Source organism: Maritalea sp., from assembly GCF_047634455.1.
In the GTDB taxonomy this organism is placed as follows: Bacteria; Pseudomonadota; Alphaproteobacteria; order Rhizobiales; family Devosiaceae; genus Maritalea.
Window position 1 is genome coordinate 73,474 of record NZ_JBLIAI010000001.1, and the last position, 15,912, is coordinate 89,385.

Below are 15,912 nucleotides of genomic sequence, written 5' to 3' on the forward strand. Positions count from 1 at the left end.
CCCCTAAAACTCTATTCCAACTTGCGCCTTTACGCCCGAACGGAACGGATGTTTAATTTGGGTCATATCGGTGACCAAATCCGCGAATTCTACCAACTCGTCTTTGGCGTTACGGCCGGTGATGATCACGTGCTTCATTTCTGGCTTTTGCTCCAATACTTCGAGAATTTCTTCAATCGGTAAATAATCGTAACGCAAAACGATGTTCAATTCGTCGCACAAAACCATGTCGTGCTTGTCATCAAGGATAAACTCTTTGGCTTGCTCCCATGCTGCGCGGGCAGCATCGATGTCGCGTTGGCGGTCTTGAGTTTCCCAGGTGAAGCCTTCGCCCATGGTGGCGAGCGTGACTTGATCTGGAAACTTATCGAGCACATTGCGCTCGCCAGTACCCCATTTGCCTTTTACGAACTGCACCACGGCAACCTTCATGCCATTGCCCAGAGCGCGAAATGCCATGCCGAAGGCGGCGGTGGATTTGCCCTTTCCTTTGCCCGTATGCACAATGGTCAGGCCCTTTTCGATGGTTTTGGTGGCGATGATTTTGTCGCGGGCCACCTTTTTCTTTTTCATCTTATCAGCGTGCCGGGCGTTGAGTTCTTCTTCACTCATATTGTCGGTTATCTTGCTCATATCTGATCATCGCTTTCATCTGAAAAGGCAAAGGTTGCATCTAAAAAGGCATAGGTTGAATTGCGTTTCGGCGTCCAAAAACCACGTTCGCGCGCTTCATTGAATTTCTCTATGAGTTCATCATAACCGTATTTATTATTTTGTTGAATAAACTCGCGCACGTCATCGTTCAGCACAAATGCATCGAACGCAATGTCAAAATGGTGCGACTTAACCGCGCCTGTGGTTGCGGCGAAGGCAAACATATAGTCGGTGGTGGCGATAATCTCGAACGCGCCTTTATAGCCGTGCCGCATCACCCCAGCAATCCATTTGGGGTTGACCACCCGCGAGCGCATCACCTTGGCGATTTCTTCTTCCAACGTTTTGATCACGGGCCGTTCTGGTCGCGAATGATCATTGTGATAATTGATCGGCTGATGACCCGATAGCGAGGTTGCTGTGGCGGTTAGACCGCCCTCAAATTGATAATAGTCGTCACTGTCCAAGAGATCATGTTCACGATTATCTTGGTTGTGCACAATCGCTTCAACAGACTTCAGACGCGATATCAATTGATCCCGCGCTTTGGTGCCTTGGGATTTAGCGCCGTAAGCATATTGTCCCCAATTCAGGAACGCGGTGGCAATGTCGTCGATATCTTGCCAGTCACCACTGTCCATGATGCCCTGCAGGCCTGCGCCATATGCGCCGGGCTTTGAACCAAAAATTCGGTAGCCCGCCTGCATACCCGCATCGTCTTCGGACACACCATTGTTTATCAGGGCCAATGCATCTGTGCGCATGCGTTCAGCGATCGGGTTCTCGCTTGAAGGTTCATCCAGTGATCCGATGGCGCGAATGGCTTTATCGAACAGTTCGATTTGAGCGGGAAATGCATCGCGGAAAAAGCCGGAGATGCGCAAAGTCACGTCCACACGCGGGCGGCCCAGTTTGGCTAAGGGGATAATCTCATATCCCGATACGCGGTGCGATCCCACATCCCATTTCGGCTTCACGCCAATTAGGGCCATAGCTTGGGCAATATCGTCGCCCCCAGTGCGCATGTTCGATGTGCCCCAGACCGATAAAGCAATGGCAGAAAGGTAGGTTCCATGATCTTGAAAATGTCGGGTAATCAGGTTTTCAGCGGACTTTTTACCCAACTCCCAAGCTGTTGGGGTTGGCACCGCGCGATTGTCGAGTGAATAAAAATTGCGCCCCGTAGGCAAAACATCCAAGCGCCCGCGCGTTGGGGCACCAGAAGAGCCGGGTTCAACAAATTTACCGCTAAGGCCTTTGAGCAAGTTTGCGCGTTCGAGTTGGCCGGATCGTTCGAGTTTAGGGCCAATTATATTTTCAATTTCCGATAGCACAGAAATTGTTGCAGTCCAATCGACATCAGGCTCAACCTTGCCCGCTACAAGCTTCGCCGCGAGCAGCTCAATGCGTTCAATCGTGTGCCCGATATGCCGCCATGCATCGCTGGAAAGTTCCAACAAGATGCCAGGCTTCGGGCCATCCCAAGTTTCGCCCATTGGAGCGGAAAGCGGATCAAACCCCAGCGCCAAATCATCGGCCAAAGCGCGGATAAGCGATTTGTCTTCTGCGCGATCCTCGCCCCGCGGCACACGGGCAAGGGCAACCATCAAGTCGGTCTTTAATTCGCCTTGCGGCGCTTGACCAAATATGTGCAAACCATCGCGGATTTGCGCTTCTTTGAGTTCACACAGGAACGTGTCGATGGTCACGAGTGCGTCATTATTGGGCTTATCCGCAAGCCCCATATCTTTATCCAGGCCCGTATCGCGGCACAGGTCAAGAATGCGGGTCTTGAGGTCCTTCAGCCGACGTTGATCAAGGCCAGACGCGTTGTAATATTCATCTGCCAAAGCCTCGAGATCTTTAAGTGGGCCATATGTTTCAGCACGAGTGAGTGGCGGCGTTAAATGATCAATGATCACGGCACCCGTGCGGCGTTTGGCTTGTGTGCCCTCACCCGGATCATTGACGATAAATGGATAGAAATGGGGCAAGTTGCCCCACAGCATTTGCGGATAACATTGCGGGCTGAGTGAGTTGGCTTTACCGGGCAACCATTCCAGATTTCCGTGCTTGCCATTATGAATAATCGCCTGTGCACCAAACTGATGTCGCAGCCAAAGATAGGCTGCAAGATAGGCATGTGGCGGCACCAAGTCCGGATCGTGATAGCTCGCTTCTGTATCCAAATGGTAACCGCGTGCGGGTTGCAACATTACAACGGCATTGCCGAAATCTAAGACAGGCAGATGGAAAATTCCATCGCGCACAAATGGATCATTCGCAGGGTCGCCCCAACGTTCGCTAACTTCATTTCGCGAGGCTTCAGGCAATGCGCCGAACAGTTTTTGATAGTCGTTCAAACTCAATTGCGCGGGGCTGGTGCCACGGGTCGGGTGTGCGTTTGTTGGCCCCGCTTGCAAAGCTTCAACCAACGCATTGCCGTTTTCAGGCAGGTTCGACAGCGCATAATCTGCTTCGTCCAAATAACGCAAAATCTCGACAGTGGATTGGGGCGCATCATAGCCAACACCGTTGGCAATGCGGCCATCACGGATCGGATAATTGGCCAGCACTATGCCGACCTTGCGCTCACTCGGTGCGGCATTGCGCAATGTAACCCAATTGCTGGCCAGTTCTGCGGCGGCAACAATACCATCTATATGCGGCTGGTTAGCAGACAAAGGGCATTGCGTGCGTTCATGCCAAATATCTTGTTCTTTATGGGCGATCAGAATATCGCCGATCCGCCCATCCAACTCAGGCAAGACCACTTGCATGGCTAAATCTTTGGCGCTTAGTCCCTGAATGTCTTTTGCCCACACTTCGCTTGGTCGCCCTGCTTGCACCAATTGAACAATCGGCGCATCGGTGTTGGCGAAGGGATTTTGATTGGCAGCAAGGTCATTTATGCCAAGTGCAAACCCAGTCGCGTTAAGAATGATGCTTGGCGAAAATTTCTCAAATGCTTGTTGTGTGAATTCAACACAAAACTGCTCTTTGAGCGAAGCGACAACCAACGGCAAAGGCGCTAGACTGTGTGCTTTCAGCGCATCGATCAGCGTGTTGATCGGGGCCATGTTGCCGCCGTCTAAAAGCGCCCGATAAAAGATGATCGGCGCAACCGCCGTGCTCGATTCCAGTACAACCTGATCAAGGGTCAGCACACCTCGTACTGGATCATAAATCCCAGCGCGAGGTGTTGGCTTTGGTGCAGGCAGTGAAGTTTCACCCTCAACCACTGCGCGCATAGCGGTCAGAAGAGCAGCCATATTATCGGCTCCACCCGACACAAACAATGCGTGCAGCGCATCATAGGCTTCAGCATCGATGGTGGAGCGCTTTTGCAGATCAGGATCGGGGTTCGCATCGCCGGGCAACAGCGCCAGTTTGATCCCATTGTCCGCACACAGGGCGGTGAGTTGATCCACCCCATAGGTCCAATAGGCGCGACCGCCGAGCAGCCGCACAACGATCAATTTTGCGTGCATCGCTGTTTGCTCGAGCCACAGGTCGACCGAAAAATTGTGGCTGATGCGCATGGTGTTGGCCAAACGCAACTGATCAAAATGTTGCGCATCTGCGGCATTGGCCAGCGCGGCCAATTCTGTGTCAGCAGCAGACAGAAACAAAATCTCGGCGGGTGACTGACCAAGGTCAATCGCTTCGCCATCTTGTTGTATCTCGCCGGCCTGTGCGGTGAGAAGGTGCATTAGCTCAGCGCCGCTTGCAATTCTAAAGTAATTTGATCGCGATCTAGTGGCGCTTGCCCGATCACCACAAGTGCAGTGCCGCGTTCAACTTCATTTACCCATTGCCGATCAAAATAGGTATCAATGCGCGGGCCAACCGCTTGCAAAGACAACCGCGCATGCGCATCTTTGATCGCCACAAATCCTTTAAGCCGCAAAATATCGTGCTTGCGAATAACAGCTTCAACCGCGTCGGTTAGCTGCTTTTTGTTTGGCACTTCGGGCAGGTGAATTGAAAAGCTGTCAAAATCATCATGCTCGTGATTGTGGTGATGATGCCCGTCGCCCTCAGATGCGTGGTGACGTTCATGGTGGGACATGCGCCCTTCCATATCCATCTCAGATTCGCTTTGAATACCAAGCAAAGCGGCCATGTCGATCTCGCCCTTTTGGGTGCGCACAAGCTTTACGCCCTCGCGCAAATGTTTGCGCAACTCGGCTTCGATTTCGACAAGTTTTGTTTCTTCAACAAGATCAGTTTTGTTCAGCAGGATCAGATCAGCACACACCAGTTGATCTTCAAACAATTCACCCATCGGCGTATCGTGGTCGAGCATCTCGTCAGATTTACGCTGCGCATCAATTGCTTTTTCGTCGGACGCAAAGCGACCTGCTGCCAACGCGGATGCATCGGCAACAGTCACTACACCATCAACAGTCACGTCGGCCTTAATCTCTGGCCAGTTGAACGCGCGCACCAAAGGCTGGGGCAGCGCCAAACCAGACGTCTCAATCACAATATGATCGGGACGCGGATCAAGTGCCAAAAGCTTAGTGATGGTGGGGATGAATTCTTCTGCCACGGTGCAGCAAATACAGCCATTGGCCAATTCAATCATATCCGTTTCGTCACATGCTTGATCGCCGCAGCCTTTAAGCACGTCACGGTCCACACCCACATCACCAAATTCGTTGATGATGAGAGCGATGCGCTTGCCTTTGGCATTGTTTAAGACGTGGCGCACAAGGGTGGTTTTACCCGCACCTAAAAAACCTGTGATCACTGTTGCCGGAATTTTGATATTCATATGTTTGTCCTTTACTCAAGTGGGCGGCACTGTATACGTGTCGCCCACTATTGAGTGGAATTGTGCTATTGAGCGCGCTTCGTTAGCCACTCATGGCTTAGTGCATATAGCGGTGCGACGCTAAACCAGAACGTTGCGGCCATGAAGTGGGCGGCTGAAACGTAAGTGGACGCCAAGTGCGCAGGTACAATACTTTCAGCATCATTAGCGGGTTGGGGTGCGCCTAAAATGTGGGGCACCAACAATGCAACTATACTGCCAAAGATCACAATCGGCTGCGGGTATTTTACCACCGCAATCAACGCGGCGGCAGTCACCGCAATCGTTGCCCACCACCACATTTGGCGGGCGGCCAAATCACCTGCAGGCATGCCCGGTAGTTCTGGAGATAACCCCAGCGAGGGGGCGATGGAAAAGGTGATAAAGCCAGCCAAACCCCACAAAATTGAGGTGTTGAGGTTAAGCGGGATCGCAAATAAAACGGACAACGCGCCGAGCATGAGCGCAAAGCCAACGCCGATCAACAAGTTGGTTGCAACTGTGTACGCATTTCGTTCAAACCCATCGACTGGCGCCCAAACTTGCTCCGTTTCGGCGGCTTCGTCGCTTTCGCTGTCGTCAACCACATGCGCTTCACCAACGTCAACGTTTTCATATAGCTCGGCTTCAATGATCAGCGGTACGACTTTCCACATGGAAAAGCCAGACATGACAAGACTGGCGGCGAGGCCCGAAAAGACCGCCGCAAACAGGATATTTTTAAACATTTTTTCTCTCCGAAGCGAAGCCTAGTGGCAGGGGAAGCCTGTGGCGTGGCGCGAATCGTGTGCACCATTGTGCATGAGCTGATCACCAGCAAAGCCGGCACCCACAACCAAAAAAGTACCAAGGAAAAGCGCCAGCGAGCCTGCGATAATTCGCTGAGAGACAGAAAGAGAAATTGTAGTCGTTTGAGTAGTCATATCAAAACACCCTCCGTGTGTGCATAATTGCATTGGTTGGAACAGTTCCAACCCTTAAGTGTGGCAGGTCTCCTGGCTCGCGATTCAATCAACGCTCCTCCGCCTTCCCAGATTTCTCCAGTGGCATTTGGCGAACGTCTCGTCGCTTACAGTTGCGGGGGCAGCCATGGTTTTGGTCCCTTTTGGGTACGCCTCACCATGTTCCCTTTTCATTTCGCTCGACATAACTGCCGGGCAAAAACCACATTCAAGGTTTGACATTAAAAGGTATGTTGCGTCAATCGTCAGTTTGCAGAACGCCGCGCGTCATCTGGTTCTTGCCAGCATGTCCCGGGCATTTTTTAACTTCAAAACCTGCGGCCGCCAAATTTCGCCGCACCCACCCTGCGACTGTGTAAGTAGCAAACGTGCCTTCCTGTCTGGTTTTTCCAGCAAGAACTTGCATGAGGTCTTGTTCCCACATTTGGGGATTTTTGGACGGCGCAAAACCATCGAGAAACCAAGCGTCTGCTCTGTTGGCCCAGCGCGGCAATTGCTCGCGTACATCGCCGACCAGAAGTTGAAAGCTTGTTTGCGCATCCAGGGCAATCACATTGCCAAGCAGAGCTTGCGGCCACAAAGATAGCAGCTGTTCGCATAGTCCGTGCAACATCGGCCAGCGGGCAATGGCGCGCGAAATCTCATTTGCGTCCATTGGATAAAGCTCAAACGACGTGAACATGAGCCGCTGACCCGGCTGGCGCAACTCAATCCATTGCCGCCAAGTCTCGAGTAAGTTCAAGCCCGTGCCAAAACCCAATTCGCCAATGGCGAAATCAGCGCCGGTCTGCCAACGGTTCTGCACAGCATTGCCTTTTAAGAACACGTGATCGCATTCAAGGCGTCCATCAGCACGTGAATAGAAGTGGTCGTCGAACGCGCGCGAGAATGGCATGTCATTTTCGTGCCAATCCAAATTGTTGCCGTCGGTGCTCATAATCTTCCTAAGGATATTTTCGATGCGAGTGGAATGGCTAAGTTTATGCTTGTCAAGAAAAGCCATAACGTGTTGTTGGGCGGATATGACAGTTTTCGGCAACAAAAATTATGATTTGGCGATAATTGGTGGCGGGGTTGTTGGGCTTTGGTGCGCCTACTTTGCTGCAAAAGCTGGCCTTAAAATCGCGCTGTTTGAAGCAAACACAATTGCTTCGGGGCCGAGTGGCGGAATTTTGGGCGCATTAATGCCGCATATGCCGACCCAATGGTATGAGAAAAAGCAGTTTCAGTTCGAAGCTTTGATTGATCTTGAAACGCTGAGCGCGCAGTTGGATGCTGAGAGTGGCCTAGATTGCGGTTACGCCCGTGTTGGTCGGGTGTTGCCGCTTAGTTTGCCGGAACATGAAATTGAAGCCAAACAAAAGTGCGATGCGGCGGCCATACAATGGGCGCGGCCAAACCGTTCCTATAAGATGCAGGTGGTCGCCAAACCAACGCACAAAAACTGGCCCCATGCCAGCATCATGCCGCACGGCGCGACGATTGATAATTTCTCCGCTCGCATCAACCCGCGTGGTGTCACTGGTGCATTGATGGAATGCATTTCTGGCAAAGTTGATATTTTTGAAAACACCCCTGTTGGACTAGCTGACGATAGAACGCCGACGCTACCCAACGGCACGCATGTGGCGGCTAAAGACATTATTGTCACCGCAGGCTTGAACTCATTCAATCTGCTTGAGCCATTTGTCCCTTCTTTGTCCGGTCGCCCGATCAAAGGCCAAGCGGCGATGCTAGACACCAAGCTCGATCCCAACCTGCCCGTTGTGCATCAAGCCGGGGTTTACCTGATCGTCCACAATGATGGCCGCACGGCGGTTGGCAGCACGTCCGAACGCGAATTCAGCGATGGGAACTCGACAGATCAGTTGCTTGAGGACGTTATCGAGAAAGCGCGAAAAATTTGCCCGCTAGTTGGCGACGCTGAGGTGGTTGAACGTTGGGCAAACTTGCGCATGCAACCTTACGGACGCGACCCCTTGGTTGGGCCGGTGCCAGATCAATCTGGATTACACATTTGCACGGGTGGGTTCAAGATCACCTTCGGCATTGCACACCGTATGGCTCAGGCTGTTTTGGCGCCAATTGTTGGGAACCCAGCGCTGATCATCCCGCCAAGTTTTCAAGTTGAAAACAGGGTTAATCATATCTTTCCAATGGCTTAGACGATATAAACCATAAAAATATACTGAACTCATTAACCTTCATAGCAAGAACAACCCGCCAAAATTTGGAGTTGCGCTATCCTTTAACTGGTCATTTACGGCTTCGACCCCTTTATCAACCCACACGAGAAAGACGGGAAAACCCGCGCTCGAAAGTTATTCAGGGTAAGGCCGACTTTAAGGAGATAAAGATGGGACGTTGGACACAAGTTGCAGAAGGTGGTGCGGACAATTTTGGCAAGGGCCAAGTCAGCATTCAACACAAGCTCAACGATAGTGGATTTTTCACAGACGAAGCTTTGGCTGAGTTGATCGACAAATATCCGCGCGAATATTACATGCTCAACACCATGACCAAGGTCGGTGAAGAGAAGGTATGGCGCAGCGGTGACAAAGGCGACCTAACCGGCGCTCAAATTGTAAAAGCCATTCACGATGGTCAAGTTTGGATGTGCCTGCGTCGGTTCGACGTAGTAGCCCCAGAATATCACCAGCTGATCGATGATTCATTTGAAGAGCTTGAAGAAGGCAACCCAAAGCTTAAAACCTTTAAGCGCGAGTCTAGCCTGCTGATTTCTTCGCCAACGGCACGGGTTTTCTATCACACCGACATTCCATTTATTTGCCTGTGGCACCTGCGCGGCAAAAAACGCGTTTGGCTTTATGATGCAGATAGCAAAACCCACTTGCCTGATAAAACACTTGAAGGCGTTATTCTTCGCGAGACCGAAGAAGAAGTGGCATACGATGCGAATTGGGACAATGAAGCGCAAAGTGTTCTACTTGAGCCCGGTCAAGCCCTATCTTGGGAATTGAACGCCCCGCACCGTGTGGACAATGTTGAAGGTCTCAATGTTTCCATTACAACAGAGTTTTTCACCCCTGAAGCGCAGCGCAAATATGGTGTTTTTTACACCAACGGCTATATGCGCCGCCACATGGGCATTGAGCCAAAATCAACCAAAACAGACGGTCTTGGCGCTTATGCGAAGTGTGCCGTGGCTCTTGGTATCAAAAAGCTTGGCCTTTTGAAGGGCAAGGAGCGCAAAATGATGTGCTCTTTCACCATCGACAAAGACGATCTGACAAAGATCGTCGATATCCCCGCCAATGAGCAGTGGGAAATCAAGCAGGCTTAACTACTTGCCACCATGTTGAATGTTCAAGGGGTCGGCCAATGGTCGGCCTTTTTTTGCAATTACACAATTACGGTGCAGTTACGAAATAAGTAAACTGTCACCGTAATTCTAAACTGTCACCGTAATTCGGCATTTATTTCTTGATGTATGGATCGGATACAACAGTTACCAGCGCCATTGTGATTTACTGTATTCCGATGAGCATATCACTTGTAATTCAGTTATCTGATTTGATCCGACAAAGCTGAGGTGTCATTGGAAAGTTGGCTCTCTTATCTGCCTCAATCCAAGACGTAGTTCAAATCCGGTCTCTTTCAAACTTTACTGGAATTACGGTGACAGTTTACTAAACTGCGCAATATCCTGCGAATGGACAAAAGCATTCTAAATACAACTCCAATATCCAACGACACAAATCAAATTAACAAATGCAATATTCGTTGTTCGAACCTAAACAACAATGCGTACGGTTATCAACCTATTTTGACGAGTTTTTCGTCAGGCCATATAGGTTGGGCTCGTGTGTATCGCAGTAACTGAACGATATTTCGGCAAGCAGGAAAATCGCTTTGCATTTGGCCGATCTAACAAATTGTATGGGATCAATTTGCGCTGAGCGCTACTCTGTACCAATTCGACTATTTGGCTCTGCGTTGACAAATGGGCATGCATTATGGGTTTTGAGCATTTCGACAATCACATGATTACCCTCTTGCCATATTGATTGCTGGCACGATTGAACGAAATGTGATTGCCTGTTCAATAAATTAAATGATGCGCGCAGGAGTCTGGTGTGAAGATCACAATTGTTGGCGCTGGATATGTTGGGTTGGTCAGCGGCGCATGCTTTGCCGATTTTGGCCACGATGTCACTTGCGTCGACAAGGACGATGCAAAAATATCAGCGCTTTCGGATGGCATAATGCCGATTTACGAACCGGGGCTCGATGCGTTGGTGGCGAAAAATGCGGGTGCCGATCGGTTAAACTTCTCAACAGATCTTGTGACTGCCGTTGCCGCGGCAGACGTGGTTTTTATCGCTGTTGGCACACCAAGCCGACGCGGCGATGGGCATGCGGATTTGAGTTATGTCTATGCTGCATCTAGCGAAATCGCGGATGCTTTAACTGGTTTCACGGTGATGGCGACAAAATCTACAGTTCCTGTTGGCACCGGTGATGAAATTGAACGCATCATCAAAGAGCGCAACCCAAAGGCGGATTGTGTCGTGGCGTCCAACCCGGAGTTTTTACGAGAAGGTGCCGCGATTGAGGATTTTAAGCATCCGGATCGGATCGTTGTGGGCATTGAGGATGAACGTGCGCGCGGCCCAATGACTGAGCTGTATCGACCAATATATCTCAACCAAGGCCCACTTGTGTTTACCTCGCGCCGCACGGCTGAACTCATCAAATATGCGTCCAACAGCTTCTTGGCGATGAAGATCACCTTCATCAATGAAATGGCTGACCTGAGTGAAGCCATTGGCGCGAATGTGCAAGATGTAGCGCGGGTGATCGGGTTAGATAAACGCATCGGGTCCAAATTCTTGAATAGCGGCCCCGGATTTGGCGGATCGTGTTTTCCAAAAGACGCTGTTGCTTTGGTAAAGACAGCAAATGATTATGACCGTCCGCTCAAACTAGTCGAAACAACAATTGCGGTGAACGAACGCCGCAAGCGCAACATGGCATCCAAGATCATAGATGCAATGGGCGGCGAAGTGCGCGGCAAACGAATTGGCTTGCTGGGGCTAACGTTTAAACCGAACACCGACGACATGCGCGATGCGCCCTCCATTGCCATTGCACAGACGCTAAACGGTGAAGGCGCGCAAATTTCAGCTTTTGACCCCGAAGGCATGGCGCAAGCTGAACTTGAACTACCTTTTTTGAACTATTGCAACAGTGCCTATAGTGCGGCGCAGGATGCAGATGCTTTGGTTATTGTGACTGAATGGGACCAGTTTCGCGCTTTAGATTTCACGCGCCTGAAAACCCTTATGAAGACGCCACTGTTGATCGACTTGCGAAATATCTATCGGCGTTCCGAAATCGAACCGTTCGGTTTCAAATATCGATGCGTTGGGCGGCCCGGTGAGGAAATTGCCTAACTGCACAACCCATGCTCTTAGGCGCGGTTGTGCTTTATCTTTGTTGACCAGACCTATATGTTGATCCGAATGCCCTTTTGGATTTTCTATGAATCTGAGATCAGGCAGACGGTTTCTTTAGACAGCTTTGTGCGGCAACATGACCAATTCCTCTGCAACTTTTCATCACCATGGCGAACCGTCTAATCGCCGTGTGGATGTGGACAAGCCAGACGCCCCACGGGACGCATTATTTGTTGGGTCAGTTGAAAAAGCATTGCGTGTTTTGCAGGCGTTCAGTGGCGACAAGTCAGCGCTTAGCTTAACCGAAATTTCCGAACGGACAGGTTTGGGGAAAAGCGCGGCGCAACGGTTTTGCCATACGCTGGTCACACTTGGTTATTTGCTCCGCGATGAGCGAAGTCGCCAGTTGCGACCTTCTGCCAAGCTGTTGGAGTTTTCTTTTACGTTTCTTGCATCAGACCCGATTTCTTCAATTGCTGCGCCATATTTGGTGCAAGCGCGTGAAGTATCTGGCGAAGCTGTAAACTTAGCACTGCCACACGGTTTGGACGTAATTTACATCACACGCTTGCCCAGTCTGAATTCTCAATTGGTGAACCCACCGATTGGCGGCCGTGCGCCGATGTTTTGCACGTCTAGTGGTCGCGCCTATTTGTCAGCCTTGCCTGAAGGTCTTGCCGAACAGTTTGTTGACCAATCAAATTTGCGAAAAATAACAGCCCATACGATCACAAACAAAGATCAAATCTTGGCGCTGATTGGGCAAGCGCGTAAAGACGGATTTGCGTCGGCTTCTCAAGAATGCATCAATGGTGAACTAACCGTTGGTGCACCCATATTCGGGCGGCAAGGCAAAGTGGTCGCATCAATGAACATTTGCGTGCACGGCAGAGCCTGGAGCCCTGAAGAAGTAGTCGAAAAATTTTCCCCCATCGTGATGAAAACCGCCACAGAGATATCTCAGGCGCTCGCGACTTCCCCTAATAGCTGAACATATAATATGATCAACCTGCCGGAGCGGATTGTGCAGGGATCACGAAAACTGATGGGGTGTAACTGGCGAGCAGCCTGTTGTGCTGCGCGCCAATTTTTATGCAGAGTTAGCCGCGTCCACGATAAGTTGGAACATCTTGGGCGGGGATCCATACTGACTTTGGTGCATCCCCTGTCTGCCAAAACACATCAATTGGAATGCCACCGCGTGGATACCAATAACCGCCAATGCGCAGCCATTGTGGGTCCAATAGGTCAACAAGCCGGCGAGCAATGGAGATGGTGCAGTCTTCATGGAAAGCGCCGTGATTGCGGAATGCGCCAAGGAATAATTTTAGGGACTTGCTCTCCACCAACCAATCGCGGGGAACGTAGTCGATAACCAAGTGCGCAAAATCAGGCTGCCCGGTCATCGGGCAGAGCGAGGTAAATTCGGGCGCTGTGAAGCGCACGCAATACTGCAGGTCTGCTTGTGGGTTTGGCACTTTTTCGAGCACTGCATCATCAGGGTTGCTGGGCAAAACCGTGTCGCTACCCAATTGGGTGAGATTGGCGTAAATGTCATTTTTGTCAGTCATGATTTTGTTTCTCGTACTTTTAGATGCCAAAAATCAGGATCAACATAAACTGTCGGGTCAGCGACGCCAGCCAAATGAAAAGCTTCGCGACGCTCAACGCAGGTTCCACAGCGGCCGCAATGATTGGTGCCGCCTTTATAACATGACCAAGTTTGAGCGAACGGCACATTAAATTTTGCGCCATCGGTTACAATGTCTGCTTTCGAACCAAGGACGTAGGGTGTCAGTAATTGAATAGAGGCGTAGCCGTCCAGAGCCCGGTCCTGCATATTCTGGAATGCATCGATGAAATCAGGTCGGCAGTCTGGATAGATAAAGTGGTCGCCGCCATGCACCGCTGCTGCAACAGCATCGGCACCATTTGCTGTGGCAATACCAAAGGCAATCGCTAGCATGATGGCGTTGCGGTTTGGCACAACGGTGACACGCATGGTTTCTTCTTCATAGTGCCCGTCTGGCACATCAACATCATCGGTTAGCGCAGAACCCGACAGGCTTTTGCCGACATTCTGAATGTCAATTATTTGATGGGGCACACCAAGTTGCACAGCGCAAAATGCAGCGCTGTCCAGTTCCTTTTTGTGGCGCTGGCCATAGTCAAAAGACAACAGTCCCACGAGATCGTGCTGCGCGGCAACGCGATGTGCAAGCGTGACGGAATCCAATCCGCCAGAGCAGATTACAATCGTTTTCAATCTAATCGTCCTTGTTTTATCCGGGTAGGCTGCGACCGGGTCGGCGCTGTTTCTAGCAGTGATACCGAACAAACGAAACTACAAATTAAGATTGTAAATTCGTTTTGCATTTTCGTTGAATATTTTTGCTTGGTTGACCTCTGGCTCACCTGCAAAAATGTTCCGTGTAATTTCAATCCAGTCGGGCAAGCCCTTGGCCATATTGACGACGGGCCAGTCACCGCCCCAAACGCAACGATCTGCGCCAAATTTCTCGACAACAAATTCAATATATGGTCGAACCGCTGTTTCTCGATCCTGATCCGGACCACAGTAGGCGACGACACCGGAGATTTTGCAGGCGACGTGGTCCATCTTCGCGAGTTCCGCGATTCCCGCTTTCCACGCACTCATGTCACTAGCGGCGATGTTTGGCACGCCGCAATGATTGAGAATGAGCTGAGTATTGTCGCATGCTTTTGCCAATTCAATTGCAACGTCCAATTGGCTTTCCAAAAAACACATGTCAAACGTCTTGCCGCTCGCGCCGATCTTGCGAACATTTTTACGGAAGGAGAGATCTTGCGACACGGCGTTGTCGACCACATGCAAGATCCGTCGATAGCCAACGATGAGCGGATCGCTCGCCGTACTTTCTAACCAAGCGTCAAACTCTTCGTCGTGCTCGGGGTAGGCGGCTGCAATCACCCCAGCCATGTGATTGCCGGGATTGGCCGCAAGGTCGAGCGCAAACTCAAGTTCAGCCCGATAAAGATGCTCATCAACGCCGGTTTCCATGAAAATGCTAGCGGCAACATTGTCGCCAGCCAGGCTTTGGTAAGCGCCAATGTCATACCGTTTTGCGTGCAACACAGGTATGTCGTTCGCCCAACTATATGCAAGTTGGTCGGGATACATCAAATGTTGATGTGTATCGATAAACGGTATCATTGCCATTTCTCCTCAGCCTTGTTTTACGACCTGTTTCTGGTCTCCCATGCCATCTATGCCCAACTCCATCACGTCACCGGGTTGCAAATAGGTTGGAGGTTTCATACCCAGACCAACCCCGGGAGGCGTCCCTGTGGAAATAATGTCGCCGGGTTGCAAACTCATAAATTGAGACACATAGGCAACAAGATGGGCAACGCCATAGACCATAGTCTTTGTGCCGCCGTTTTGCCGACGAATGCCATTTACATCGAGATACATGGATAGGTTTTGTGGGTCAGCGATTTCATCCCGCGTTACAAGATACGGTCCAATCGGTCCAAACGTATCGGCGGACTTGCCTTTCACCCACTGTCCCTGACGTTCGATCTGGAATTCGCGTTCTGACAGATCATTGATCACGCAATAACCGGCTACATAGTCCATGGCGTCGGCTTCGTTCACATATTTGGCGTCCTTGCCAATCACCACACCGAGCTCAACTTCCCAATCGGTTTTTTGCGAATTGCGCGGGATTTCGACGTCGTCGTTTGGTCCAACGATTGCCGACGTTGCCTTCATAAACAATACTGGTTCAGATGGAACATCTAGCCCGGATTCCGCCGCATGATCTGCATAGTTGAGGCCAATGCAAATGAACTTTCCTACGCCGTTTACACAAGGTCCAATGCGCAGGCCATTGTCCAGCGGTGGCAAGGAATTGTGGTCCAATGCGCGCAATCGTTCGAGCGTTGCATCATCAATTGTACTGCCGGAAATGTCAGCAACGTGCGCTGACAAATCGCGGTAGGAACCATCTGCAGCGACAACTGCTGGCACTTCTTGCCCTTTCGGGCCAACACGTAATAGTTTCATTTTTGT

14 protein-coding genes and 1 riboswitch are annotated in these 15,912 nt (G+C 50.7%); of the genes, 4 read left to right on the forward strand and 10 right to left on the reverse strand.

The genetic code is table 11. From position 1 onward, the window contains the following. Window positions 1-3: 3 nt before the first annotated feature. The 6 genes from cobO to mnmD form a co-directional block, all read right to left on the reverse strand. Window positions 4-633 carry a cob(I)yrinic acid a,c-diamide adenosyltransferase gene (gene cobO / locus ACJAZW_RS00365; RefSeq protein WP_415154825.1) on the reverse strand — a complete coding sequence of 210 codons (630 nt, stop codon included), beginning with the start codon at window positions 631-633 and terminating at the stop codon, window positions 4-6. Beyond that, entirely contained in the window at window positions 630-4,367 is a 3,738-nt protein-coding gene (gene cobN / locus ACJAZW_RS00370; RefSeq protein WP_415154827.1) for a cobaltochelatase subunit CobN, read from the reverse strand. Before cobN ends, cobO begins: the two co-directional genes overlap by 4 nt. Beyond that, window positions 4,367-5,434, reverse strand: a complete 1,068-nt coding sequence (gene cobW, locus ACJAZW_RS00375; protein WP_415154829.1) for a cobalamin biosynthesis protein CobW — start codon at window positions 5,432-5,434, stop codon at window positions 4,367-4,369. The genes cobN and cobW overlap by 1 nt, the downstream gene beginning before the upstream one ends. A 65-nt stretch (window positions 5,435-5,499) precedes the next feature. Continuing rightward, window positions 5,500-6,201 carry a CbtA family protein gene (locus ACJAZW_RS00380; protein ID WP_415154831.1) on the reverse strand — a complete coding sequence of 234 codons (702 nt, stop codon included), beginning with the start codon at window positions 6,199-6,201 and terminating at the stop codon, window positions 5,500-5,502. Between the two features lie 21 nt (window positions 6,202-6,222). After that, window positions 6,223-6,396 carry a CbtB domain-containing protein gene (locus ACJAZW_RS00385; RefSeq protein ID WP_415154833.1) on the reverse strand — a complete coding sequence of 58 codons (174 nt, stop codon included), beginning with the start codon at window positions 6,394-6,396 and terminating at the stop codon, window positions 6,223-6,225. Between the two features lie 44 nt (window positions 6,397-6,440). Next, a riboswitch (cobalamin riboswitch) is annotated at window positions 6,441-6,657 on the reverse strand. 16 nt (window positions 6,658-6,673) lie between these two features. After that, on the reverse strand, window positions 6,674-7,372 hold the full coding sequence (gene mnmD, locus ACJAZW_RS00390; protein WP_415154835.1) for a tRNA (5-methylaminomethyl-2-thiouridine)(34)-methyltransferase MnmD: 699 nt from the start codon (window positions 7,370-7,372) through the stop codon (window positions 6,674-6,676). Between the two features lie 85 nt (window positions 7,373-7,457). Here mnmD and ACJAZW_RS00395 point away from each other — a divergent pair, with 85 nt between their 5' ends. From ACJAZW_RS00395 to ACJAZW_RS00410, 4 genes are all read left to right on the forward strand, one after another. Next, a complete protein-coding gene (locus ACJAZW_RS00395; protein ID WP_415154837.1) occupies window positions 7,458-8,600 on the forward strand; it encodes an NAD(P)/FAD-dependent oxidoreductase in 1,143 nt (380 codons plus the stop codon). 191 nt (window positions 8,601-8,791) lie between these two features. Continuing rightward, window positions 8,792-9,739, forward strand: coding sequence for a hypothetical protein (locus ACJAZW_RS00400; protein WP_415154839.1), 948 nt, complete (start codon window positions 8,792-8,794; stop codon window positions 9,737-9,739). Window positions 9,740-10,532: 793 nt separating this feature from the next. Then, window positions 10,533-11,852, forward strand: coding sequence for a UDP-glucose dehydrogenase family protein (locus ACJAZW_RS00405; RefSeq protein WP_415154841.1), 1,320 nt, complete (start codon window positions 10,533-10,535; stop codon window positions 11,850-11,852). A gap of 139 nt (window positions 11,853-11,991) precedes the next feature. Further along, a complete protein-coding gene (locus ACJAZW_RS00410) occupies window positions 11,992-12,846 on the forward strand; it encodes an IclR family transcriptional regulator (protein WP_415154843.1) in 855 nt (284 codons plus the stop codon). A gap of 109 nt (window positions 12,847-12,955) precedes the next feature. Here the strand turns inward: ACJAZW_RS00410 and queF are convergent, their stop codons facing one another. The 4 genes from queF to ACJAZW_RS00430 all read right to left on the reverse strand — a co-directional run bounded on the left by queF (window position 12,956) and on the right by ACJAZW_RS00430 (window position 15,906). Further along, window positions 12,956-13,426 carry a preQ(1) synthase gene (queF, locus tag ACJAZW_RS00415; RefSeq protein WP_415154845.1) on the reverse strand — a complete coding sequence of 157 codons (471 nt, stop codon included), beginning with the start codon at window positions 13,424-13,426 and terminating at the stop codon, window positions 12,956-12,958. After that, window positions 13,423-14,121, reverse strand: a complete 699-nt coding sequence (gene queC / locus ACJAZW_RS00420; RefSeq protein ID WP_415154847.1) for a 7-cyano-7-deazaguanine synthase QueC — start codon at window positions 14,119-14,121, stop codon at window positions 13,423-13,425. The genes queF and queC overlap by 4 nt, the downstream gene beginning before the upstream one ends. Before the next feature lie 78 nt (window positions 14,122-14,199). Further along, complete coding sequence (locus tag ACJAZW_RS00425; RefSeq protein ID WP_415154849.1) at window positions 14,200-15,051, reverse strand: amidohydrolase family protein; 852 nt, start codon at window positions 15,049-15,051, stop codon at window positions 14,200-14,202. 12 nt (window positions 15,052-15,063) lie between these two features. After that, window positions 15,064-15,906 (reverse strand): fumarylacetoacetate hydrolase family protein, encoded by an 843-nt coding sequence (locus tag ACJAZW_RS00430; protein WP_415154851.1) that lies wholly within the window; start codon window positions 15,904-15,906, stop codon window positions 15,064-15,066. Window positions 15,907-15,912: the final 6 nt, after the last annotated feature.